General features: G+C 70.9%; 13 protein-coding genes. 3 read left to right on the plus strand and 10 right to left on the minus strand.

The window, feature by feature from the left end; all coding sequences use genetic code 11:
• Window positions 1–16: 16 nt before the first annotated feature.
• The 3 genes from AC1RAA_RS08190 to AC1RAA_RS08200 are packed head-to-tail and all read right to left on the minus strand — an operon-like array spanning window position 17 to window position 2290.
• Window positions 17–1015, minus strand: coding sequence for a FecR family protein (locus AC1RAA_RS08190; protein ID WP_492727565.1), 999 nt, complete (start codon window positions 1013–1015; stop codon window positions 17–19).
• A complete protein-coding gene (locus AC1RAA_RS08195) occupies window positions 1002–1562 on the minus strand; it encodes an RNA polymerase sigma factor (RefSeq protein ID WP_070061200.1) in 561 nt (186 codons plus the stop codon). The genes AC1RAA_RS08190 and AC1RAA_RS08195 overlap by 14 nt, the downstream gene beginning before the upstream one ends.
• Window positions 1563–1567: 5 nt before the next feature.
• Window positions 1568–2290, minus strand: a complete 723-nt coding sequence (locus AC1RAA_RS08200; protein ID WP_492727566.1) for a secretin and TonB N-terminal domain-containing protein — start codon at window positions 2288–2290, stop codon at window positions 1568–1570.
• A gap of 234 nt (window positions 2291–2524) precedes the next feature.
• On the opposite strand from AC1RAA_RS08200, the gene AC1RAA_RS08205 reads away from it, so the two are divergent.
• A complete protein-coding gene (locus AC1RAA_RS08205) occupies window positions 2525–2896 on the plus strand; it encodes a hypothetical protein (RefSeq protein WP_095745878.1) in 372 nt (123 codons plus the stop codon).
• Between the two features lie 235 nt (window positions 2897–3131).
• On the opposite strand, the gene AC1RAA_RS08210 is transcribed toward AC1RAA_RS08205, so the two are convergent.
• Window positions 3132–3389: a hypothetical protein gene (locus tag AC1RAA_RS08210; protein ID WP_062482654.1), complete on the minus strand. Its 258-nt coding sequence runs from the start codon at window positions 3387–3389 to the stop codon at window positions 3132–3134.
• A 266-nt stretch (window positions 3390–3655) separates the two neighbouring features.
• Between AC1RAA_RS08210 and AC1RAA_RS08215 the strand changes: the two genes are divergently transcribed.
• Entirely contained in the window at window positions 3656–3976 is a 321-nt protein-coding gene (locus tag AC1RAA_RS08215; protein ID WP_095947031.1) for a hypothetical protein, read from the plus strand.
• Window positions 3977–3982: 6 nt separating this feature from the next.
• On the opposite strand, the gene AC1RAA_RS08220 is transcribed toward AC1RAA_RS08215, so the two are convergent.
• The 6 genes from AC1RAA_RS08220 to AC1RAA_RS08245 all read right to left on the minus strand — a co-directional run bounded on the left by AC1RAA_RS08220 (window position 3983) and on the right by AC1RAA_RS08245 (window position 23307).
• On the minus strand, window positions 3983–4480 hold the full coding sequence (locus AC1RAA_RS08220) for an arsenate-mycothiol transferase ArsC (RefSeq protein ID WP_062482660.1): 498 nt from the start codon (window positions 4478–4480) through the stop codon (window positions 3983–3985).
• Window positions 4481–4821: 341 nt separating this feature from the next.
• Window positions 4822–6945, minus strand: a complete 2124-nt coding sequence (locus AC1RAA_RS08225) for a site-2 protease family protein (RefSeq protein WP_492727567.1) — start codon at window positions 6943–6945, stop codon at window positions 4822–4824.
• A complete protein-coding gene (locus AC1RAA_RS08230; RefSeq protein ID WP_369629317.1) occupies window positions 6939–8291 on the minus strand; it encodes an efflux RND transporter periplasmic adaptor subunit in 1353 nt (450 codons plus the stop codon). The genes AC1RAA_RS08225 and AC1RAA_RS08230 overlap by 7 nt, the downstream gene beginning before the upstream one ends.
• Before the next feature lie 28 nt (window positions 8292–8319).
• Window positions 8320–9117 (minus strand): efflux RND transporter periplasmic adaptor subunit, encoded by a 798-nt coding sequence (locus AC1RAA_RS08235; protein WP_492727568.1) that lies wholly within the window; start codon window positions 9115–9117, stop codon window positions 8320–8322.
• Window positions 9118–9131: 14 nt separating this feature from the next.
• Window positions 9132–11057: a TolC family protein gene (locus tag AC1RAA_RS08240; RefSeq protein WP_492727569.1), complete on the minus strand. Its 1926-nt coding sequence runs from the start codon at window positions 11055–11057 to the stop codon at window positions 9132–9134.
• 34 nt (window positions 11058–11091) lie between these two features.
• Window positions 11092–23307, minus strand: a complete 12216-nt coding sequence (locus tag AC1RAA_RS08245; RefSeq protein ID WP_492727570.1) for a cadherin-like domain-containing protein — start codon at window positions 23305–23307, stop codon at window positions 11092–11094.
• A gap of 1082 nt (window positions 23308–24389) precedes the next feature.
• On the opposite strand from AC1RAA_RS08245, the gene AC1RAA_RS08250 reads away from it, so the two are divergent.
• A complete protein-coding gene (locus AC1RAA_RS08250; RefSeq protein WP_070061208.1) occupies window positions 24390–24785 on the plus strand; it encodes a hypothetical protein in 396 nt (131 codons plus the stop codon).
• Window positions 24786–24832: the final 47 nt, after the last annotated feature.

A 24832-nucleotide genomic window follows, 5' to 3' on the forward strand; every position in this document is an offset into this window, starting at 1 on the left:
CACGCTGCAACGCGCCTCAGGCGCTCGCGGCGCCCAGCAGCACGATGCCGCCGGGCAGCTGCGTGAGTTCGGCGCCATACACGTCGCGCACGAGGAAAGCCACGTCGTCCAGCCGGTCGATGGAGAAGCTGGCCTGCACGCGGCTGCGGCCCAGCGCCTCGTTCGTGAGGATGAGCCGGCCGTGACGGTAGCGGTTGACCTCGGCCACCACCTGCGACAGCGGCACCTGGTCGAACACCAGCTGGCGGCGGCGCCAGGCGACGACGGGGCCGGTGTCCACGCCCGTCACGACGCCGAGCCCCGCGGGGCCGTAGCGCAACTGCCGGCCGGCGTCGAGCCGCGCCTGCTGCGTGCCCTGCGCCACGTCGACCTGGCCCGCCAGGCAGGTCACGCAGACCTCGCCGTCGAGGTGGCGGATGTTGAAGCGCGCACGCGTGGCCGACACCGTGCCGCCGCCCGCCGCGACCGTGACGCGCGCCGAGGCCGGGCCGCCGGCGAGCACCTCGGCCTCACCGGACACCAGCTCGATGGCTTCGCCCGCGCTCTCCGTCGCGCCGCGGCGCAGGTTGATGCGCGTCTGCGTGTTCATCTGCAGCACCACGCCGTCGCCCATGGCGACCTCGCGCTGCTCGCCGGTGGCGGTGCGGTAGTCGTCGCCCCACTCGGCGACCGAGGGCCACAGCGCCAGCGGCGGCGACACCGCAAGGTAGGCGACCGACGCCGCGACCGCGCCACCCAGGAAGGCACGGCGGCCCGGCACCGGCACGCGTCGGGCCGCCTCGCGCGCTTCCTGCTGGCGCACGCGCTGCGCAGCCGGCGCCATGGCCTGCCACACCTGGCGCGCCTGCACGAAGGCCTGCGCGTGCTCGCGGCTGCGCGCGCACCAGCGCCGGAAGGCCTGGGCGTCGTCTTCGGTGGCCTGTTGCGAGCCGAGCCGCACCACCCAGGCTTGCGCTTCGCGTTGCAGGGTCTGCTTCATGGCCTCGGTCGCCTGGGATTCTTCAGCGGTCATCATGGGGAGACTGTTTTCCGGCGCCAGGACCGAAGCGCTGGATGAAATCCCGCCCGAGCCGCTCGCAGCAATGCTCCAGGCCGGCGCGCAATTCCTTCTCGACGGTGCGCGCCGACACGCCATAGCGCGCCGCGATGTCCTTGTGCGGCATCTCGTCGACACGCGCGGCCAGCACGATGGCGCGGCGGCGGCGCGGCAGCTCGGCCAGCGCGCGCTCGAGGGCCTCGAGTTCGTTGCGCGCCTCGGCGCCGCGCGCAGGGTCGGCGGCCTCGTCGGCCATGTCGTACAGCGCCTCGACCTCTCCCACACTCAGCAGCCGCGCGTTGCTCTTGCGCTGGTCTTCCGCCACGTTGAGCGCGATGCGGAACAGATAGGCCGAGGGGTAGCGCACGGCGCTGCGCACGGTCGAGTTCTCCACGCGCAGGTAGGCCTCCTGCAGCGCGTCGTTGGCGAGGTCTTCCGAACCGAGGCGGTGGTGCAGGTGCTTGCGGAACTGCGCATAGCGCGCGAGGAACAGCGCACGCAGCGAGGCCTTGATCGATTCGGACATGCGACTCAGCCTGCGCGCGCGCGCAGGTACGGCCGGCAGTCGCGCGCCGGGTCGGGGCGCGGGGTCAGCAGCAGCGTGACGGGCTGCGGCAGCGCGGCCGGCGGCGGCGTATCCAGCCCGAGCGTGCGCAGGCTGGCGAGCACCGTGGCATCGCGCGCCGGCACGCCGCTGCCCTCGAGCAGGCGGGCCTCGGTGACAGCGCCCGCCGGGTCGATCCATAACTGGACCGCGAGCCGGTAGCGGCCGAAGGCGTCGGGCTGCGCGATGCACAGCACGCGCGTGACCGCCCCCTGCAGCACGGCCGCGTAGGCCTGCAAGGCCGGGACGTTGCCGGCCGTGGGGACGCCCGCCGACGCGCGTTCGTCGGGGACGGCGGTCGCCGGCTGTGCCGGCACGAGCGTGAACGCGCTGGCGCCGGTGTAGCGCGCCACCAGCCCGGTGCCCACGAGCATCCGCTGCAGCGCGTCGCGCGGTGCAAAGTCGCCCTGCACCGGCGACGCCTCGCGGCCGTCGGTGAGTCGGCTGGTGACGAGCACCGAGTGTCCGGTGAGGTGGCCGAAGACGGCGAGGGAGCGCGCCAGCGGCTGCGCCGGCAGGTCGAAATGCAGCGCCGGCGCGTCGCTCGCCATGTCGTCGGCTGCCGCGGCGTGGGCGGCGCACATCACCAGCGCCATGACCAGGCACCAGGACAGTGTCAGGCCACCGCCCGATGCGGAAGTACGTGTCATGTGACGGAGGATCAACAGCAGCAACGAAGGGTCTGGAAAGCGGCCGTCCGCCGTGCGGCCCGGGTGAGCGTGCGGGCGAGACTAGCGACCGTGCATGACCGACATGTGACGTTTCGTTCACACTTCCGACCTCGCGAGATTCCGTCTTCTTCCTGACTTGCGCGCGGTCCAGACTGCCCGGTTGGCCGTGATCGCGGCACGGCGTTTCTTCTTCTTTTTTCCTGGGGTGCAACGATGCGCGTCGGTGTGTGGCTGTTCGGCGTGATGCTCTCGGTGATCGGCACTGGCGCGGCGGCGCAGACACCGCCTTCCGGTGGCGGCGAGGCCGACGGCAGCTGCGTCGAGGTGGTGGTGAACGGCGAGCGCACGCCCGCCTACGACTGCCTGACCCGCAAGCTCGCGCCCACGATGCCGGCCCGCGGGCCGGACGACGCGGCGCCCGGGCTGGCCTCGGAAGCGATCACGCAGCGGCCGGGCAATCAGCTGGGCTTGTTCAACCGCGCGGCGACCGGGCACCGCATGGGTAACACCTTCGGCACCTCGGTGTATCCGCAGCGTCCGCCGCCGGCGGTGTACACCTCGCCGCTGCTGCCGCCCCGGCCCTGAGCGAGGCCATGCGGGAAAAGAGGCCGGGCGTTCAGATTTGCTGGGTCACCAGCACCACGAACCCGGCCAGCGAAATGGCGACACCCATGGCTTTCCTGAAGGTCTTCAACATGTCGTGTGCTCCATCGGTGAGATCCGTGAGCCTCGATGGTGCGCCGCTTGCGGGCGCAGCGGGTTTGGCAATCCCGATGGCCGGGATAGAAAAACTTCAACCGCGGGGTGCGGATGAACCCGGTCAGCTCGCCCGCGCGCCGGTCCGGGCTTCGGCGAGCGACAGGCGCTCGCGGGCGAACTGGCTGGCCCGCAGGCGCACGCGCGCGACCGCGGCGTCCAGCGAGGGCTGCTGCATGAAGACGAGCACGCCGCGCTTGAGCCCGCGCAGGCGAAGTTCGGCCACGCCGGCATAGCGGCCGCCGGTGGTCTGGCGGATGTCGATCTCGCTGGACCAACCGTCGGAAAGTTCGACGAAAAGATGTTGCTGTGTGGCGCTCATGTCAGTGAGGAGCTTAGGGCTACTGCCGGCGCCGCCCTAGGACATAGTTCCTAGGTATTAGCATTTAATTTCGTTTAATAACAATTTCACGCGCTTCGCGCAAAGGGACACCATGTGTGAACATCCGCATGACTTTCGGCACTCGCGCCGAAACAGCGTGCCATCTAGGATGGAGCGGCCGTGATCCGTCTCCCTCTTTCTGCGCATCCTCCCGACCGGCCTGCCCCGCAGGTCGACACCGTCCGCCCCGATTTTCGCGCCGCCGCATGAAGGACGAGATCCACTCCGCCGAGCACCTCTACACCGTCGAAGTCGAGGGGCGCAACGTCACGGTGCGCGACGTGATGGTGGCGGCATTCACCTACCGCATCAAACTCGAGGAACTGCTCGGCTCGCCCCGGCAGGTCGCGCACTGCTACCGGCTCTGGCGCCGGCTCGAGCGGCTCGACGAGCCCCCCATGACCCGCCTGGACATCAAGTACGCCACCGCCTGGCGCGACGCGCATGCGCAGGCCTGGCAGGTGGCGCAGGTGTTTCTCACCGACCCGCACACCAAGACCTTCGTGCTGCGGCTGGCCGCGCCCTAGCGCGCGTCAGCGCATGTGCGCCATGTCGCGGATGTCGGAGCGCAGCGCACTGCGGTCGGCGCCCACGAGCGGCAGGTTGACCAGCAGTTCGAGCCGGCGGCGCAGCGAATACAGCACCTGGAGCGCGCCATGCGCCGCGTCGTCCGGGCCGGTGTTGGCGCCGGCCACGTCAGGGTAAGGCCACAGCGCCGCATCGGGCTGGCCGGGCCAGCGCGGCTGCAGCGGTTCGAGCGCGGGGTCGAGCGTGATGACGACATCGGCGTTGTGCGATCCCGCGCGCGCCAGCAGGTCCCAGCTGCGCGGCGGCGAAGTCGGCAAGGCCATGCCGGCGCTGCCCAAGGCCTCGACGGCCGCGGGGTGCACGTCCGCTGCCAGCCGCCCCGGTTGCCCGCACGAGCGCACCGAAAAGCGCTTCGCATCGAGGTGGGCAAGACAGGCCTCGGCCAGCACGCTGCGCAGCGAATTGCGCCGCGAGACAAAGACAACCTCGATCCGTTTCTGCATGGTCGAACGACTATAGCCACGCCGTGTGGCAGGTGGGTGCCGAAGCACAGGGACCCTTTTGCAGACGCCTGTTTACCCCGGACCTGCAGGCATGACAAATAAGTGTAAACACTCGTAAACCTTGCGGGATGGGTCGGCGTTAGAACCGCATGACAACCGACCCCTCCCTCGTTGTGCTTGCTTTCCTGGTCGGTCTTGCCGCGGGCGTGACGCTCATGAGCATGCTGGCAGTCCTGCGTTCCGACCAGGACATGCCGCACTCCGAGCACACCCGGCTGTAAGGCAGACCGCGGGCATCGCCTGCCGGCACGTGGCCGGCCGGCGCAAGCGGGCGCGCTTGTTCAGAACCCCGACTGCTCGATCAGCACCGAGGTCGCCGCATGGACCCAGCGGCGGGCCAGGCTCTCGCGGGTGCCTTCGAAATGCGCGCGCACCTCGCGCACGCCATCGACCGGCGCGTCGTCTTCTCCCTCCACCGTCACACGGAACCAGGCTTCGGCGGGGCGCAGGTCTTTCTTCTGCGCGGTCGGGTTGAGCGCGATCGGGCCGCCGTGGTCCTGCGCCAGCAGCAGGTGCGGCAGCCGGCGCACCGGGCTGTTGTCGATGGCGCGCACCTGCCCTTCGAGCTTGCGCGTGCGGCCCTTGACAAGGATCACCCCGCGGCTGCCAGCCGCCAGGCGCTGGCGGTCGTGCTCGGGCACCAGCGCTTCCACGCGCCAGCGCCGGCCGTCGACCACCATCGCCATCAGTTGCGACGGCGCCACCCACGTGCCGGACTGCAGCAGCGGATCGACGTCGCGCAGCGTGCCGCCGTGCGCCGCCACGAGCCGCAGGCGCAGCAGCTCGGCGTCGCGCGCGCGGCGTTCGGTGTCCCAGCGGCTGGCCTGCTGCTCGGCCAGCACCTGCTGCGCCGCCGGGCGTTCTTCCAGGCCCATCGCGCCGCGCGCCGCGCGCGCGTAGGCGCTGGACATCACGCGCGCCTTCTCGCGCTCCTCGGTCTGGCCGGGCGCCTCGAGCGTGACCAGCGACTGCCCCGCCGCCACGGCCGCGCCGTCGTTCGCTTCCATCGCCGCCAGCCGCGCCGCGTAGGGCGAGAACACGGGCTGCTCGACGCCGGCCCGGATCACGCCCGGCGCCGAGATGCCGCCATGCCACGGCACCAGCAGCACGACCGCCGCGAGCGCGAGCAGCAGCACCGCCACGACGCGCCGCCGCGGCCTGATCTCGCCGCGCCGCGCGTGCCACACGCGCAGCTCGGCCATCACCGGCCGCACCACGAACACACCCATCTCGACGATGAAAAGGAACACGCCCAGCGCCTTGAAAAACGCGTGATAGACCACGACCGCGATGCCGATGAACAGCACCAACCGGTAGACCCAGGTGGCGAACGCGAAGGCGATGAGAAAGCGCCGGAAGCCTGGCGTCAGCGTCTCGGGCGACGGATCGTCGAAGCCCAGCAGCCAGCGCCGCAGCGCGCGCCGGGCCTGCTGTCCGGCACGTTCGTGCAGGCCCGGAAAATCCAGCGCGTCGGTCAGCATGTAGTAGCCGTCGAAGCGCATGAAGGGACTGGCGTTCACCGCCAGCGTCAGCACCCAGGCCGTCGTCGCCAGAAAGAACAGCGCGTTGCGCAGGTCGCCGTCGGGCATGAAGGCCCACAACAGCGTCGACCACGCGGCCAGCACCAGCTCGGCGCAGATGCCGGCCGACGCGATGGCCAGGCGATGCCGCGAGCGCGCCAGCTTCCAGCTTTCGCCGGTGTCGGTGTAGGCCATCGGCCACATCACGAGCAGCGCGACGCCCATGTGCCCCACGCGCACGCCGTGGCGCGTGGACATGAGCGCGTGCCCCATCTCGTGCAGCAGCTTCGACACCACGAGCGCGCCGGCAAATCCCAGCACGCCCTCCCAGCTGATGGCGCCGCGCAACTGGGCCGCCACCGTGTCCCACTGCCGCGCGGCCAGCAGCACGCCGACGCCGGCGGCGAGCACGCTGAGCGCCACGAACCAGCGGCTGTAGAGCCACTCGACCCAGGGCAGCATCTTCTCGAGCAGCCGCGCCGGCCGCACCAGCGGAATGCGCACGAACAGGTAGTTGTTGAGCAGCCAGCGCCACGCCGGCATCGGCGGCTTGCGGCGCACGGTGCGCAGCAGCTGGTGCTGTTCGAGAAAACCCTGAAAGCGCGCCACGTCGTCGGCGTCGGGCGCCAGCGGGGTGTCGCGTTCGATCGCCTGCGCGATGCGTGCGGCGTCGGCCATCGGCCAGCGCTGCAGGATCTCGAACTCGAGCCAGCCGATGCGAAAGAACAGGTTGCGCACCGGGTCGCACACGTGCCAGGCCGGCGAGCCGTCGCCGTTGGCGCCGGCCGGATGGATCTGCAGTTCCTCTCGCAGCGCCGGCCACGGCGGCGGCGCTGCAGCACCCGCCGGGGCGCCACGGCCTGCGGGCGCCGTGCCGCTCAGCATCCGCACCACTCCCGCGCCGCCGCGAACGGCCGGCGCAGCAGCAGGTAGCCGAGCACGGTCCACTCGCCCGACACGCGCGCCGTGCCGCGCAGGCCGATGCGCGCCACGCCCGAGGGCTCGCTCAGGTGGCCGCGCAGCTGGTAGCTGGCCACGCCGTTGGGCGCCTCGACCGCCTGGTAGCCGGCGTGATCGAGCCGGGCCGACACCGGGTCCAGCGGCGCCACGCGCAGGAACAGGGTCATGGGCGCGCCCGGCGCGAGGTTGACCGCCTCGCTCACCGGCGCCCAGGCCTGCACGCCGAGCACGGCCGGGTCGGCCAGCAGCCCGACGCGCTCGCCGGTCTGCACCGGACGGCCGGCCCAGTCGTCGGGGTCGGAGTACACGAACACGCCCGCGGCCGGCGCCTTGATCTGCAGCTGCGCCACTTCGCGCTGCAGCGCCCCCACCTCCACCTCGCGTTCGCGCAGCTTGCCTTCGGCCAGGCTCAACTCGGCCTTGGCCGACTGCGACTCGATGGCGCGCTGCGAGGCCTGGTGCAGTTCCAGCCGCGCGGTCGACAGCGCCGCGCGCGCCACGGCCAGGCGGTTGTCCAGCGTGGTGTCGTCGAGCTCGGCGATGGTCTGGTCGGCCACCACCGGCGTGTTGGGCGGCACGGTCATGCGGCGGATCACGCCGTCGCGCGGCGAGGCGATCACCTGGCTGCGCGTGGAGATCACCTCGGCTTGCAGCAGCGCGTACTCGCGCACCGGCACCAGGAGCGCGAGCGGCAGCAGCGCCAGCGCCCAGCGCAGCGGCTTGCGCGCCCACGCGTCGTGCAGCAGCGTGCCGATGGAGCGGCGGCGCCCGGTCAGCGCCCACCACGCATGGCCGTACATCGCGGCAGCCTGCAGCAGCAGGAACTCGGGCGCCTTGGCATCAAACTCGGTGGGCCACGGCGCCTCGCGCGCCAGGAACAGCGCGGCGCGCGCGCGGCCGTCGGGGTCGGCCATGGGCAGCACCCACACCTGGTCGGGCAGCCAGTCGGCCCACGACGCGGCGAGCGCGGGCGGCAGCATGCCGGGCGACAACGCCAGCACGCGCGCGGCGGCCGGCAGTTCGTCCAGCCGCGCCTTCAGGTGGTCGGCCACCGAGGCCAGCCACAGCGCATAGGGCGAGTCGGACTCGACATCGGCCAGCCCCGAATGCGCCACCAGCCGCGTGCGGCGCGCGCCGAAAAAACCGACCAGCGCGGCCTGCCGGTACGGCGCGATCGCGTGGGTCTCGTTGCAGATCAGAAAAGCCAGGTCGGCCGGACGCTGCGCCGCGCGCACCTTCGCGGCCAGCGCATGGAACGCGAGATCGGTCACGACGCCCAGTCCTCGCCGCGCGCGGCGCTCATCCCCTGCCGACCGGCGCGCGCACCTGCCCGCTCATGCCCGGCAGCACCTGGCCGGCCGCGTCGCCCGCAAGTTCGGCCTCGATCTCGATGGTCTGGCTCACCGCGTCCACCCGGCCCGACACGCGCGTGACCTTCAGCGCCACGGCGGCGCCGGTCTCGTCGACCGTGGCGTCCAGGCGCTGGCCGGTCTTCAGCCACGCGAGCCATTGCGAGGGCACGTTCATGCGCGCCTTCAGCGGCCCGTTGCCGACCAGCTCGACCACCGGCGCGCCGGGGTTCACGCCCTGCCCCACCTTCACATGCACGCGCGCCACCTTGCCGGCGAAGGGCGCCACGAAATTGCACTGCGCGATCTGGGCGTCGAAGATGCGGACCTGGCTCTGCGCCTTGTTCACGTTGGCTGCCGCCAGCTCGACCTCGATCTCGGCCGCCGACTGCAGGCCCTGCAGCTTCAGCTTGCCCACGTACTGCACCTTGGCGGCCTCGTGCTCGGCCCGCGCGGCGGCGCGGCGCGCCTGGATCTCGTCGCATTCGTAGGCGGCCAGCACCTGGCCCGCGCGCACCGTGTCGCCCAGGCTCACCGGCACCTTCGCGAAGCGGCCCGGGGCCGAGGCCGAGAGCACGCTTTCCTGCGCGGCCACGACGAGAAAACGCACCGGTGCCAGGTTGCCCGGCGCACCCGCCGGGGCGGCGCGCGGCGCGGGGGCCGTTTGGGCGCCGGCCTGCAGGGCACCGCCCAGGGCGCAGGCCAGGAGCACGCCGACGCGAAGCGCGGAGAAGGACGACGGTTTCAAGGGCGGGCTCGCTTTCACTTCTGCGTCACCGTGGCGCCCGTGCGCGCGAGGCGCCGCACGTCCGTGATCACCGACAGCGTCGCCGCCTCGGCGAAGGCGCTCACGGCGCTTTCGGTCGTCACGGCCGGCACGTAGCTCGCGTAGTTCTGCGACAGCAGCTCGCGCCCGCCCGGCTCGGCCAGCGTGAGCCGCCACTGGGCGCGCGTGGTGCCGCGCTGCTGCGGCACGTTGCGCTGGAAGGCCAGCGTGAGCACGAGCGCATCGGCCGACCCTGAGGCCACCAGCTCGTTGCGCGTGACGATGCGCTCGACCGCGCCGCGCACCGCCGCTTCGCTCACGCCCCACGGCAGGTCGCGCACGCGCACGGTCACCGGCCGGTTGCGCACCGGGATCAGCGCCGCTTCGAGGAACACCGCCTTCTCGCCTTCGGCCATGCTCTGCTCGATGGCCCTGGCGACGGTCTTGATGTCGGTGCTGGCCACCGTGGCCGGCATCAGGTCGATGCCGACCGAGTTGAGCACCCGTCCGTACGAGGTCTGCGTGGCCGCATAGGCCGTGGCCAGCTGGAAACGCGACACCAGCGCGCGCGCATCGACGCGCAGCGCCTCGAGTTCGCTCTCGAGCTGGTTGCTGGCACCGGCGCGCGCCACGCTGGCCATGCGCTGGTCGACGCGGCTGGATTCGGCCGCCAGCTCCTGGTCGACCACCGCCAGCTTGTAGCGCTCGGCCGACACGCGCACCTGCGTGACCACCGCCATGGTCAGCGCCAGGCGGCGGGCTTCGTCGGTCTTCTTTCGCGCGTCGTTGGTGCGGTTGATGGCCGGGATGGCCGCCAGCCGGAACAGGTCCATCGACAGGCTCACGCCCGCGTCGCTCCAGTTGCTGTTGTAGAGGAAGGAGTTGGAGTCGTAGCGCGCCCCGGCGTACAGGTTCAGGCTGGGGAACAGCGAGGCGATCTGCTTCTTGGTCTCGGCGATGCCGATGCGCGCCTTGTAGTCTTCCTCGCGCAGCTCGGCGCGGTTTTCCAGCGCGGCGATCTCCAGCTTGTCGATGTCCAGCGTGACCGGCGCGCGGCCGTCCTGCGGCCCTTCGACCAGCGTGAAGTCGACGCCCGGCGGCAGGCTCATGAGCGCGGCCAGCTCGCGCTTGGCGAACTGCATCTCCTGGCGCTTGGCGTTGACCAGCGACATCGCGTCGAGCAGCGCGCGCTGGTAGGCCAGGCCCTGCGCGGGCGGCAGCACGCCGGCGCGCTCGGCCTCGCGTGACTTCTTCAGGGCGTCCTCGATGCGCACGGCGAGCCGGTCGGCATCGCCGATGAGCTGCTGCGCACCGATGGCACGCCAGTAGGCGCTGCGCACGTCCTGCGCGATGTTCTGCAGGATCTTGCGGCGGCGCTCCTCCGCGATGTTGACCTCGTCGGCCGCCTGCTTGGCGCGGAAGTAGCTGATGCCGAAATCGAGCGCGTTCCACGACAGCGTGGCGCGGCCGTAGTAGTGCGAGCGCTGCTCCGAGGTCGAGGGCCGCAGGCTCACCACGCGGTCCTCGATGCCGATGCTGGTGCCGCCCGAGTCGTTGCTGCGGTCGTTGTAGCCGGCGTCGGCCACCAGCTTGGGCAGCATGTCGGCGGCCGACACGTCGAGCAGGCCGCGCGCCAGGGCCGACTCCATGAGCTTGAGGCGGTAGTCGGCGTTGTACTGGAGCGCGCGCGCCAGCACCTCGGAATACGTCATGGGCGTGGCGACCGCGGCCTGGTCCTTGTACAGCTGCTTCTGGTCGTGGCGCACGCGCACCACGATCTCGTCGCGCGTGAGCTGCACCGGCGTCATGCTGCAGCCGGCCAGCATCAACGCGGCCGCCGCGGCGGTCCACGACAGGGGGAAACGAAGGGTCGACGCGGGTTGCTTGTGAATGTCGGTCATGGTGCTCGATGGGTAGGACATGGTTCGATGGCTCCGGCGTTTTTCTCTGCGTCGATCAACTCGTGGGCACGCGCACGGTGGGCGTGGCGCGCTGCGGATGCCGCAGCAGGTCGCGCACCGCGTCGCGCTCCGCGGCGGCCGCGGCCACGCGGCTGGAGAACGAGCGCGCCGTGTCGGTGGCCACAGGCGCGGTGGCACCGGCCGCCGGCGCCGCATCGGCGCGCGGCACCACGATGCGCCCGCCGTCGCGCGCGGGTGCTTCGGGCACTTCGGGGGGCGACGGCTGCTGCGGCGCCGAGAAGCTCTCGAAGTCGCCGAACAGCGGGCTCGCGCCGTCGACCAGCTTGCCGGCCGTGACGCCGCGCAGCGCGAGCGTCTGCTCCACGTCGCGCACCATGCGCAGCGAGAAGGCCACGCCGTCGCGGCTCACGTGCTCTGCGTAGTCCACGCCTTGCGGCTCGCCCCACAGGTCGGTGGGACGGTCCTCGCCGAAGAGGCGGTCGCCGCCCAGCGCGCGCGCGGCGATCGCGCCCGACAGCATCTGGCTCAGGCGCTGCGATTCCTGCACCGCGATCTGCACGAACAGCGCCGGCGTCATCGACTGGTCGATGCGGCGGCTGGTGTCACCGAAGTCCGCCGGGAACACCTGGTCACCCGTGAGCGGCCGGTGCTGCGAGGTGCCGTGGATGGTGACGACCAGCTTCGCCGTGCTGGTGCTGCCGTCGGCATCGGTGATGACGTAGTCGAACACCTCGGTCAGCGTCTGGCCGTCGCCCAGCGAGGCCACGCGCACGTTGCTGGCGTTCACCGAATAGCTATAGCTGCCGTCGGCGTTCAGGTGCAGGTTGCCGTAGCGCCCTGCCGTCGATCCGCCGATGGTGCCGGCCACGCCCTCGAACGAAACGCCCGTGACCGGCGTCGGCGTGCCGTCCGCGCCGAGGCGGTCGGCCACGTCGTTCGCGCCCATGCCGCTGCCGCCGAACACGTTGCCGGTCGCCGCGGCGCCGGGGCGCGTGGTGCCGATGGCGGTGGCGTCGTTGCGTGCCGTGGGCACGTCGTCGATCACCAGCACGCGCAGCGTGCCCTGCGTGGTGTCGCCGTCGCGGTCGGTCACCTGCAGCGCGATGTCGTCGGTGACCTGCCCGCCCGCGTGGCTCTGCGCGGCGCCCAGCACATAGGTGTAGCGCACGGTGCCCGTGGCCGCGTCGAAGCCGGTGAGCGTGATGCGCCCGCGGTCGGTGGCGATGGTGACCGGGCTCGTGCCGAGCGCGGCCAGCTGCGCCGGCGTGAGCGGGGTGCCGTGCACCGCGATGCTGCCCAGGCCGTCGGGCGCGGTGACGAAGAAGCTGCCCGAGACGGTCTCGCTCGCGTCGCCCGGCTCGACCAGGCCGCGCTCGTACACGGTGGCCTGCCCGGCCGTGTCGGGGCCGTTGTTGTCGCCGATCACCAGCGTCACGCCGTCGTTGGCGCCGTGGATGGTGAGGGTCAGCGTGGCGGTGCTGGTGTCGCCGTCCGCGTCGGTGATCGTGTAGCTCACCACCTCGGTCAGCGTGTCGCCCACGACCAGCGCCTGCACGCGCGGGTCGGCGTTGCTCAGCGTGTAGGTGTAGCTGCCGTCGGCGTTCAGCACGATGCGGCCGTAGGTGGTGGTGATCGGCACACCCACCGTGCCGGCCACGCCGCCGAAGCTCACGCCCGTCACGGGCACGCCGTTGGCGTCGTCGGCGCCGAGGGTGTCGTTGGCCTTCACGTCGCCGCCCACCGTGTTCGGCACGCCGTCCTCGGTGATGGCGTTGCTGTCGTTCACGGCCTCGGGCACGTCGTCCACGATGCGCACGGTGAGCGTGCCCGTGGCCGTGTCGCCGCCGGCGTCGGTCACCAACAGCGCGATGTCTTCCGTGCTCTCGGTGGCGTTCGGCTGCGCCACCTGCCCGTCCAGCGTGTAGGTGTAGGCCAGCTCGCCCGTCGTCGGCACACCGCCCACCGAACTGGTGGGCGTGAAGCCGGTGAGCACCAGCGTGCCACGCGGCGTGTCGATGGTGACCGGCGTCGTGCCCAGGTTCGCCAGCTCGGTCAATGTGAGCGTGCGGTTGCCCACGGTGACGCTGCGCATGCCGTCGCTCGCCGAGACCACGATCGTGCCGGTGGTGTGCTCGCGGGTGTCGGGGCCGGCCGGGCCGTCGACCAGCCCGCGCTCGTGCACCTCCGCCTGCCCCGTGGCCGCGCCGTTGCCGTCCACCGCGCCGATGGCCGGGTCGCCGTCCAGCCGGCCATGGATGGTGATCGTCAGCGTGGCGGTGCTGGTGTCGCCGTCGGCATCGGTGATCGTGTAGCGCACCGTCTCGGTCAGCTGCTCGTTGGTCTTGAGCGCGTTGACGGCGGCGTTGTCGTTGTCCAGCGTGTAGGTGTAGCTGCCGTCGGCGTTCAGCACGATGGCGCCGTACGTGGTCGTGAGCGACACGCCCACCGTGCCGGCCGCGCCGCCGAAGCTCACGCCCGTCACCGGCACGCCGTTGCCGTTGTCCGCGCCGTCGCGGTCGTTGGCCTTCACGTTGCCGCTCACCGTGTCGGGCACCGCGTCCTCGGTGATGGCGGCCGTGTCGTCGGTGGCCTGCGGCGTGTCGTTCACGATGAGCACGGTGAGCGTGCCGTTGGCCACGTCGCCGTCGCGGTCGGTCACCGACAGCGCGATCTGCTCGGTCACTTCGGTCAGCACGCCGCCGGATCGGTGGCTCTGCGGAGCACCCAGCACGTAGGTGTAGCTGACCGCGCCGCCGGTCACGATGCCGTTGGGCAGCGTGGTGCCGCTGAAGCCCGTCAGCTGGATCTGGCCGTCGGGCGTCGTGATCGTGATCGGCGCGCCCGGCGTGAGCGCCTGCAGCTGCGCCAGCGTCACCACCGTGCCGCCGACATTGATGCTGGCCACGCCATCCGCCGCAGTGATGTTGAAGCTGCTGGCGGCGCGCTCGCCCGTGTCGGTGATGCTCACCAGGCCCGACTCGAACACCGTGACCTGCCCGGTCGCCGCGCCGTTGGCGTCGGTGACGGCGATGCCCGGGAGATCGTTGGCGCCGCGGATGGTGATCGTGAGCGTGGCGGTGCTGGTGTCGCCGTCGGCATCGGTGATCGTGTAGCGCACCTGCTCGGTCAGCGTCTCGCCGACCGACAGCGCCTGCACACGCGCGTCGGCGTTGTTCAGCGTGTAGGTGTAGCTGCCGTCGGCGTTCAGCACGATCGAACCGTAGGTCGTGGTGATCGACGCGCCCACCGTGCCGGCCGCGCCGCCGAAGCTCACGCCCGTCACCGGCGCGACGTTGCGGTCGTCCGCGCCGATGGTGTCGTTGCTCGCCACGTTGCCCGACACCGTGTTCGGCGCGGCGTCCTCGGTGATGGCAGCCGTGTCGTCGATGGCCTGCGGCACGTCGTCCACGATGCGCACGGTGAGCGTGCCCGTGGCCGTGGCGCCGCCGGCGTCGGTGACCTGCAGGGCGATGGCCTCGGTGCTCTCGGTCGCGCCCGGCTGCGGCACCTGCGCGCGCAGCGTGTAGGTGTAGGCCAGGTTGCCCGCCGTGGGCACGCCGCCCACCGAGGTGGTGGCCGTGAAGCCCGTCAGCGTGAGCGTGCCCAGCGGCGTCGTGATGACGACCGGCGTGGTGCCCAGGTTGGCCAGCTCGGCCAGCGTCAGCGTGCGACCGCCCACGGTGACGGTCTGCAGGCCGTCGGCCGCCGACACCGTGACGACGCCGCTGCCGTTCTCGCGCGCATCGGGGCCGCCCGGGCCGTCGACCAGCCCGCGCTCGTAAACCTCGGTCTGGCCCGTGGCCGCGCCGTTGCCGTCCACCGGCACGATCTCGGGGCTGGCGTCGGTGCGGCCGTGGATGGTGATCGTCAGCGTGGTGGTCGAGGTGTCGCCGTCCGCGTCGGTGAGGGTGTAGCTCACCGTGTCCGTGAGCGTCTCGCCGTCTTTCAGCGCGTTGACGCGCGGGTCGGTGTTGTCCAGCGTGTAGCTGTAGCTGCCGTCGGCGTTCAGCACGATGGCACCGTATTCCGTGTCCAGCGCGCTGCCGACCGTGCCGGCCGTGCCACCGAAGCTCACGCCCGTCACCGGCACGGCCGTGTCCGCGCCCTCGCGGTCGTTGGTCTTCACGTTGCCGCTCACGGGGTTCGGCGCGGCGTCTTCGGTGACGCTGTTCGTGTCGGGGTTCGCGGTGGGCACGTCGTTCACGATCAGCACCGTGAGCGTGCCACTGGCCACGTCGCCGTCGCGGTCGGTCACGCTCAGCGCCACCGCCTCGGTCACTTCGCCCGCGCTGTGGTTCTGCGCCGAGGTCAGCGTGTAGGTGTAGCTGACCGTGCCGCCGATCACGACGCCGTTGGGCAGCGTGGTGCCGCTGAAGCCCGTGAGGCGGATCTGGCCGTCGGGCGTGGTGATCGTGATCGGCGCGCCCGGCGTGAGTGCCTGCAGCTGCGCCAGCGTCACCACCGTGCCGCCGACGTTGATGCTCGCCACGCCGTCGGCCGCCGTGATGTTGAAGCCCGCGCCCGCCGTCTCGCTCGTGTCGCCCACGCTCGTCAGGCCCGACTCGTGCACCGTCACTTGGCCGGTCGCGTTGCCGTTGGCGTCGGTCACCGTGATGCCCGGCACGTCGTTGCTGGCGCCGCGGATCGTGATGGTGATCTGCGCGATGTCGGTGCCGCCCGCGCCGTCGGAGATGGCGTAGGTGAACAGGTCGGTGAGCGTCTCGCCGGCGATCAGCGCCTGCACGCGCGGGTCGGTGTTGTCCAGCGTGTAGGTGTAGCTGCCGTCGGCGTTCAGCACGATGCTGCCGTGGGTGCCGGTCAGCGGGCTGCCCAGCGTGCCGGCCGTGCCGGCGCCGGCCTCGGGGCCAGTGCGGATGCTGGTGACCGTGAGCGTGGTGCTGTCGGGGTCGTGGTCGGCCTCGCCGGGAATGCGCCCGCTGATGACGTTGCTGCCCACCGAGGGTGCGTCTTCGTCGATGCTGTGCGTGTCGTCGACCGCGGTCGGCGGGTCGTTCACGGCCGTGATCGTGAGCGTGCCGGTGAGCACGTTGCTGTTCAGCGGCTGCGGGCCGCCCGCGTTGCCGCCGGGCTGCACGTTGTTGCCGTCGTTGAGCACGATGGTGTAGACGCGCTCGTTGTCGGTGCCGAAAGCGGTCGGGTTGTCGCTGCTGCTGCGGTAGGACAGCTGGTCGAGCACCGCGCGCACCTCGGCCACGGTGGTGTCGGCGTCGAACTGCACCACCAGCGGTGCGCCGTTGCCGCCCGAGACGGTGACGCCCGCGGGCAGCACGCCGTTGACGAACAGCTGGTCGCCCGGCTGGTAGCCGTCCAGGCTCACGGTGAGCGAGCCCGCACCGAACACGCCGGCGGCCAGGCCGGGCGTGGTCGCCAGGTCGAGGTCGCCGACGGTACCGCCGCTGACCAGCGCCACGGGCGGAATGCTGACGCCGGTGCCGGTCTGGTTGTTCTCCACCGCGGTCGCGCCGGTGGTGCCGCCGATCACTGGCGCGTCGTTGCGCGGCGCGATGGTGGTCGACACGTTGCGCAGCACCGACCACTGGCTGGTGTCGTCGTTGACGGTGGCGCTGATGTCGCCGCTGCCCGCCGCCACCGGCGCATCGGACACGCGCACGACCAGCCCGCCGGGCGTGCCGTTGAAGTCGGCCGCCGGCACGAAGCGCAGCTGTGCGCTGGTGGGCAGCAGCAAGGCGCTGGTGTCGGACGCGCCCGTCGGCACGGCGAGCCAGTCGGTGCCGTTCAGGCTGTACTCCCACGCACCCTGCGCGGCATTGGCGTTGTTGCCCACGATGGCGATGCCGCCGAACGAGGTCGATGCATCGCCGCCGCCGCTGATGGACGTCTGGTTGTCGGTCGCGTCGTCGTAGCCGCCGCCCAGCAGCGTGTCGACGCGCACACCGGCACCCGTCACGTCCTCGACGCCGGCGGGCACGGTCGCATCGGTCGCCGTCGGCCGGTCGTTCACGTTGATCACCGTGGTGCCGAGCACGATGGTGCCGGCGCTGTAGACGGTGGTGCCGCCGTTGCGGGCACCGGACACGTCGACCTGGCTGCCCGAGGTGGGGTCGGCGGTGGCGCTGTCGTTGTTGGTGTCGGTCTCGACCAGCCGCACGGTCAGCGTGGTGGGCGTGCCGTGGAAGTTGGCGGCCGGCACGAAGCGCAGCTGCGCGTCGGCCGCCAGCACCAGGGCGGTGCCGTCGGTGCGTGCGCCGACGGGAAACCAGGTGCTGCCGTTGTCCAGCGAGTACTGCCAGGCCCCCTGCGCGGGGTCCGGGACGTGACCCGTGATCGCGACGCCGAAGAAGGTGTCGGACGAACTGCCGCCGGTGCCACCGTTGCCGCTGTTGTCGATCAGGTCGGCACCGTCGTCGAAGTGCGTGCCGAACAGGGTGCCCACGGGGGTGCCGGCCGCGTTGTTGCCCACGTCTTCGGTGACGTTCGGCAGCGTCTGCGTGGTGCCGCCCACCACCACCGGCGCGTCGTTGACCGGCGCCACCGTGAAGACGAAGGTGCGCGTGGTGACCAGGCGGTTGCCGACCCCGTCCGCGTAGGCGAAGGTGCCGGTCGTGCTGTTGTCGCCGGGTGCCAGGACGCCCGGACGCCCGCCGGTGTGGCCCTCGTCGTTGACCACCACGGTCACGGTGAAGGCGCCGTTCCAGTCGGCCGGCAGCGCGGCGCCGGGGGCGTCGGGCAGCGCGATCGAGATGGCGTTGATGCGGCTGTTGATCTGCGCCAGCGTGCCGGTGATGGTGATGCTGGCGCCGCCCAACGGGCCGACCGTGCCGCCGCTGCCGCCCACGCCGTTGATGACGAAGCCGGGGGGCACCGACACCGTGGCCGTCAGCACGTCGGTGGCGGCCGCGTCCTGGTCGGTGACCGTGAGGCCGGTCAGCGTGACGCTGCCGTTGCCCTCGTCCACCGTCGGGTTGCCGGCCGCGATGTGGGCCGGGTCGTTGATCGACGACGGGAACAGCGTGCGGTAGGCCGAGGCCACGTTGGCCGTCAGCCCCGCGGGGATCAGCGCGTAGGGGTTGACGTTGGTGGTGGGCACCGCCACCGTGCCGCCGTTCGCGTTGTTGTTCTCGCCGCCGTTGGCGCCGCCCGCCAGCGCGCCGCTGCTGTTCTCGCGCAGGCGGTCGTCCACGATGACCTGCACGCGGTAGGTCTGGTCGGTGTTGGCCAGGCTGCCGCCCAGCGCCACCTGCAGGCCGTCGAGGTAGGCCTGCACCTGCGCGCGCGTGCCGCGGATGACGAGCGCGCTGCCGGTGCCGTCGAAGGTGCTGTCGATGGTCACGCCCGAGCCGGCTGCATTGCTCGAGGTGATGGTGATGGCGTCGCCGCCGCCGTCCGTGTACTGCGCCGCGCCCAGCGGCGCGCCCGTGCCGTTGGTGATGCGCACGGTGACCTGCAGGAAATCGGCTTCGCCGGGCGCGATGCCGCCGCCGTCGCCGTCGATGTCCAGGTCGCGCACGACGAAGCCCGGCACGGCCGACGGCGCGCTGCCGCCCGTCAGGTACAGCGGCGTGTTCGGGTTGGTGCCCGGCGTGAGCCCGGCCGTCGGCGCGTCGTTGACCGCCACGATGGTCAGCGCCATCGTCATGTCGGGCGGGTTGTTCGACACGCTGCCCCCGCCCGTGTCGCCGCCGATCTGCGAGCCGGTGTCGTCGAAGGACACGGTGAGCGTCACGTCGCCGGCGTCGGCGCCGTTGAGGTCGTGGTTGACGTGGGTGGCGCTGCGGTAGGTCAGGCCCGTGGCGGCGCCGCTGGTGATCAGTTCCTGGATGTCGCTGGCACGCCCGGTGAGCGTGAGCGCGCCGGTGTTGTCGCCGGCGATGGTCACGACGCGCCCGCTGGGCAGCGTGAAGCTCGTCTGGCCGCCGGTGCCGCCGATGCCCAGCGTGCCGTTGGGCACGGTCAGCCGCAGCGTGATGGGCGTGCCGAAGGCGGCCGATTCGGGGTCGGACACCACGAAGCCCGTGCCGATGTAGGTCGGCTGGTCTTCATAGACCGTGTGCACGGGCGGCACGACCAGCACGCCCGGGTCGTTCTCGCTCGACGCGCGCACCAGCACCGAGGCGGCCGCGAGGTTGCCCGTGATGTCGCCGGTGGTGGGCACCGTGTCGGCATACCAGTCGTACTCGGTGGTCGGGATCGCGATGTTCGGCCCGCCCGGCACGCTCGGCTCGTTCTGCGGGCCGCCGTTGGCGCCGGGCTGCAGCACGCCGGTGGCGGTGTCGCGCAGGCGGTCGTCCACGATCACCTGCAGCCGATAGGCCTGGTCGCGGTCGGTGTCGAAGGTGAGCGTCAGGCCGGCCAGCGCGGCGTTCACCTGCGCGCGCGTGCCGCGCAGCGTGAGGAAGTCGCCGCTGCCGTTCTTGTCGCCGTCGACGGTCACGCCGCCCATCGAGGTCGAGCCGATGGTGGCGCCCGCATAGGCCGCCGCGGACAGCGGATTGCCGTTGGCGTCCAGCAGCCGCACCGTCACCTGGACGAAGTCGGTCTCGCCCTGGATCACCGCGTCCAGGTCGGTGTCGCCCACATTGAAGCCGGGCACGGGGTTGTGCGCCGGGTTGCTGCTGTCGATGTCGATCGGGCCGGCCGGCGCCGTCACCGTGGGGGCGTCGTTCAGCGGCGTGACGTAGATCCAGAACTGGCCGCCGGCCTGTTCCTTGTCACCGTCGCTCAGCGTGAAGGTGAAGCGGTCGCTCGGTGGATCGCCGTTGGCTTCGGTGTGGCCGTCGGATTCGTCGCCCGAATTGAAATAGTAGATGCGCCCGGCGTTCACGTCGGCCTGCGTGAACGAGGAGCCCACGCCCAGCGCCACGAAGTTGACGCCGTCGGTCGAGTACATGATGCGCCCGTGCGTGGTGACGGAGGTGATCGTGTACTGCAGCTGCGTGAGCGTGCTGTCGGGGTCGAAGGCCCTGAGCATGCCCGGCGTGATCTGGCCGCGCCCGCCCTCGGCCACGGTCAGCGGCTGGTTGGCGGTGCCGGGCGGGTCGGGCTGCGTCGGGTCGGGCGCGATCACCGGTGCGTCGTTGACGTTGGTGATCTGGATGCCGACGGTGACGGGGTTCGACGCGGCGCCCCAGCGGTCCACGGCATGCACGTTGAACTGGGTGGTGCGCACCTCGGAACCGTCGCTCACGAAGCGCAGGCCGGTGGTGCCGGCGCTGCCGGTGATGAGCGAGGCGTCGATGCGCTGCCCCACGGCCACGGCCACCCAGGCGGCGCCGTTCCAGTACTGCAGCTGGCCGCCGGTGGGCAGGCTGTCGAACTCGAACTGCATCGCGCCCGGCCCGGTACTGCCGTTGTTGAAGGCGTAGTTCGGGTCGCCGTTCAGCAGCGTGGCCGAGCCTTCGAGGTAGCTTTCGCTCGCTGCGTCGTCCGCATCGACCACGCGGATCTGCCCGGTCGTGAGGTAGGCGGTCTCGCCTTCGCGGATGACCGTGTTCGACGAACCGGTGGCCACGGGCACGTCGTTGATCGGCGTGATGAAGAACGAGAAGCTGGTGTTCCAGACGTTGCGCACGCCGCCCACGGCGACACCGGCCGTCACCGAGAGCGACACGGCCGACTCGAAGTCTTCCACGTCGCCGTCGTGCTGGAAGCGGATGCGCCCGGCGTTCAGGTCTTCCTGCGTGAAGGTCTCGTAGGTGTCGATGTCGACCCAGGCCGCGCCGTCGAAGCGCTGCAGCACGCCGTTGCGCACGGGCCCCGTGGTGCCGGTGTAGTCGGTGACGGTGTAGATCACCTGCGACGGCGGCACGCCTTCGACCACGTAGCTCAGGCCCGGCACGGTGTTGAAGTCGGAGCCGGTGCCACCCAACACCACCGAGCCGCCTTCGCTGAGCGTGCCGCGCGTGGCGCCGTTCTGGTCGGTGCCCGCGTGGTTGGAGCCCGAGGTGGTGACGGTGCCGTCGATGGTCTGCAGCGGATCGCCGTTGCCCGCCGGGGTTTCGACGAGGTTGATCGTGAACTCGTAGGTCTTCAGCGTGCCGTCGGGGTTGCGGTCGGCGCCCTCGCGGATCACGGTGTTGCCGTTCGCGTCCCAGGTCGGCCCGAGCGTGTTGTCGACCACCTGGAAGCTGAAGGTGTCGGTGTCGCCCGCCGCCGCGCCCTGCGTCTGCACGTACTGCACGCGGCCCGAGCGCACGTCTTCCATGGTGAAGGTGCCGCCCGGCGGCAGGATCTTGCCGTCGAGCAGCAGGTAGCCCTGGTTCAGGCCGTTCATCGAGGTGACGGCAAAGGTCAGGTTGTCGTCGCTCGAATCGACGTCGATGGCGCCGAGCATGCCGGGCGTGAGCGTCACGGTGTAGCCGCCGCCCGCCGGGTCCACGGTCGCCTCGAGCGTGCTGCCGGGGTCGAGCACCGGGTCGTCGTTGGCCGGGCGCACGTTGATCGCGATGGTGCCCGAGGTGGACGACGGCGTGCCCGTGCCGCCGCCGGCGTCGCTCACCGTGACGCCGAAGCCGTCGGTGAACGGGTAGCTCTGCCCGTTGTTGTCGCGCTGGCCGTTGTTGCCGTAGGTGAGGCCGCCGCGGTCGTCGTAGCCGAACACGAAGCCGGCGTCGATGTCGGCCTGCGTGATCGCGCGGTTGGTGACGTTCTGGGGCACGCCGCCGATCAGCACCGTGCCCGTGAAGTACAGCGTGCCGTCGGTGGGCAGGCTGGTCAGCCGCACCGTGAGGTCGCCGCTGGCGTCGTCGCCGCCGCCGTCGGCAACGATGAAGTTGCCCACGACCGAGCTCGGGTTGCCGCTGCCGTCCACCGCATTGGGAGGCTGCCCTTCGAACACGCTGCCCCCGCCCGAGACCACCGGCGGCTGGTTCAGCGGCGTGACGTTCAGCGTGATGGTGGCGTGGTCGGAGCCGGCCAGCGGCGTGGCGCCGTCGTTGACCACGATGACGAAGCTGTCGTCCAGGTTCTGGTCCGCGCCGGTGGCCGTGTGCACGTAGGCGACGCGGCCCGCGAGCACGTCGGCCTGCGTGAAGACCGAGCCCACGCCGATGCGTTCGCCGTTGAGCGTGAGGTAGCCGTGCGCGGTGTTGGTCGCGATGCCGTAGACGATCTGGCCGGTGTTCTGCGAGCCGATCGTCACCTCGGAGTCGATGGCGTTGAGCGTGGCGCCGGTCAGCAGCGTGGTGCCGCCCTCGGAGACCGTCTGCGCCGCGTCGGCCACCGTGGTCGGGTCGTTCGACGGCGTGATCGTCACGTCGAGCGCGCGGTTGGCGGTGAGCGCCGGCGTTTCCGAATCGGTGATCGACACCAGGATGCGCGTGGTGGCCGTGGCGTTGCCCAGTTCGGTGTCGGCGGCGGTGAACACCAGCTGGTTGATCCAGGCGTTGGCATCGGCCACGCTGCCGACGAAGCGGTAGCCGCCGGGCACGGTGGTGACGCCGGCCATGCTGGCGCTGGACAGCGCGCCCAGCGCGGGGTTCTCGACGGTCACGTCGACCGTGACGTTGCCCGCGCCGTCGTCGGTGAGCGTCCAGCCGCTGAGCGTGGCGCGGTCGGCGCCCGGCGCGTTGAGCGAGCTGGGTTCGCTGACCGTGATGCGCGGCGTGGTCGTCGACACGGTGGGCGCGGCCAGCAGGCCGTCGTAGTCGGCGGCGGCGAAGGCGCGCGACTCGATGAGGCCGGTTGCGACTTCGAGCGACCAGTCGCCCTGGCGCGAGGCGGCGCCGGTCGCGTCGAGCGACGCCGCCACGTCGGCGCCCGTGGCGCGGCCCAGGGCCTGCACGAAGCGTTGCCCGTCGGCGCCCACGTCGCACCCGTAGAGCAGGATGTCGCCGTCCGCACCCAGGCTCGCGCCGATCGCCTGCCAGGCGCCGGCCGAGCGCGCCAGGCCGGCGACGTCGAGGGTTTCGTTGCCCAGCGTGATCTCGCCCGCGCTGCCGTGGCTGAGGATGTGCAGCGCCGTGAGGCCGCTGCGCCCTTCGAGCGCCTGGCGCAGTTGCTCGACGCCGGACGAGCCGGTGTCCAGCAGGATCAGGCCGGCGCCCTGCGGCACCGAGGCGGCGAGCTGCTGCCAATTGGCAACGTTCTTGTCGACGACGTAGACCTCACCGGACGAGGCCGGGGCCGGGCCGGGCGCGGATCGCGCCTCCGCTTCGGGCGTGCTTTCGCGCCCATGCGGCACGGCAACGGGCGCCGCCGCGTCGGCGGCATGCGGCGCATCCCCGTGCGGGCCCTGCGGTGCGTCCGCCGGTGCCGCCGCGGCGGCCTCCACAAAAGCGGCGCCATCAAATAGCTGCCGGCTTTCCAGCGCAAATCGATGCGCGCGTGGGCGAAGGAATTGGGGCGATTGAGACCTTGGCATGGCTCAAAGTGTGACGACAAATATGCAAATGTGTCCACCATTAACGTTCTATCTTTTCGATTCAATACCGTCAAAAAATCGCAAAAACAACGGCTTCCTTCGCTTTTCCTCTCAATTTGAAATTAATTGTTACCCGCACATCGCGATCCATTCGCCGGCTCATATGTGAGGCATATCCATTGCCGTATTCCTCTCCGAACAAGGCGATCTTCTCTCGACAGCCAAGCGATCGAAGCCTTTGCGAATTTCGTTCACTCGAATTACCCGATCTATTTCATATTTTCAACTACGGGATTCCGTAGAAAATCGGGGCGGGAATTCCCTATTCCTTGATGGCAAAGAACTCGGTCGTCAGGAATGGCGCGCCAACGCCTCAATTCATCGCAACCGATTCACAACTGAAAGAGCATGTGCATGCCATCCTGCAATGAGAACCTTTGCCATAAGAATTAATTGATGCAATGCACAAGCCGAGGGTTCGGCGGCAATTCGATCGACCGGAAACCTGGCCCCGTCCGGCCATGTCCTGCCGGCTGCCGCGCACCGCGACGGGCGGGTCTGCGGCACGGGGTTGTAACCATGTGCGTGACCGCCGAAGAGGCACGGCAGGCTGCTCGGCCGACTCCGGAAATGGACCGCAGCGCGCCTTCAGGAAACTTCGCGCGACCTCGTCGCTTCGATGTAATTCGAAAGAATCAACAACATCCGCTTGCAGATGCGAGGCCGGTCGAGCACCCGGTTCGACGGGCCATCGCGCCCCCTGTGTACGCCCGCGCAGCTTCGACTGCTTAACCCGGCAATATTTAACGATTCAAGATAATTGTTACGTTTTTGGAGCATCTGCAGACCCACGATTCCTGCCTTCGCGGGGGTCTGTTGCACAGGGCGCGGTGATACTGTTCCGGCCCCGAATCTTGCGTTCCTGGTGTGCGCACTGCGCGCCGCGGGACACGAGGCGTGGCACATCATCCAACTCGCTCATGTAAGAAAAAATGAACAAACTGCTCGCACTCATCTTCGTGGCTGCCGCCATCACCGCTTGCTCGAAGCAAGAGTCCACGCCCGCAGCGCCGGCCGCTCCCGCAGCACCTGCTGCTGCACCGGCCACGCCGGCACCCGCACCGGCCGCCAGCGCACCGGCTGCTGCCGCGCCCGCTGCCACCACGACGGCATCGGCCGACGTGCCCAAGGAATGCCAGGAGTACCTGGACAAGGTGAGCGCCTGCGTGGGCAAGCAAAGCGGCGCCGCCGCCGACGCGCTCAAGGGCAGCCTCGAGCAGACCAAGGCCACCTGGGCCAGCTACGGCGCCAACGCCGCCCAACTCGGCGCTGCATGCAAGGCTGCTTCCGACGCCTTCGCCGCACAAGCCACGGCCATGAAGTGCTGATGCACTGAGTCGCTGCCGCCGGCGAGGTTGCCCTCGCCGTGCGACGC

The sequence above is a fragment of the Variovorax sp. GW823-FHT04F07 genome (assembly GCF_058795995.1).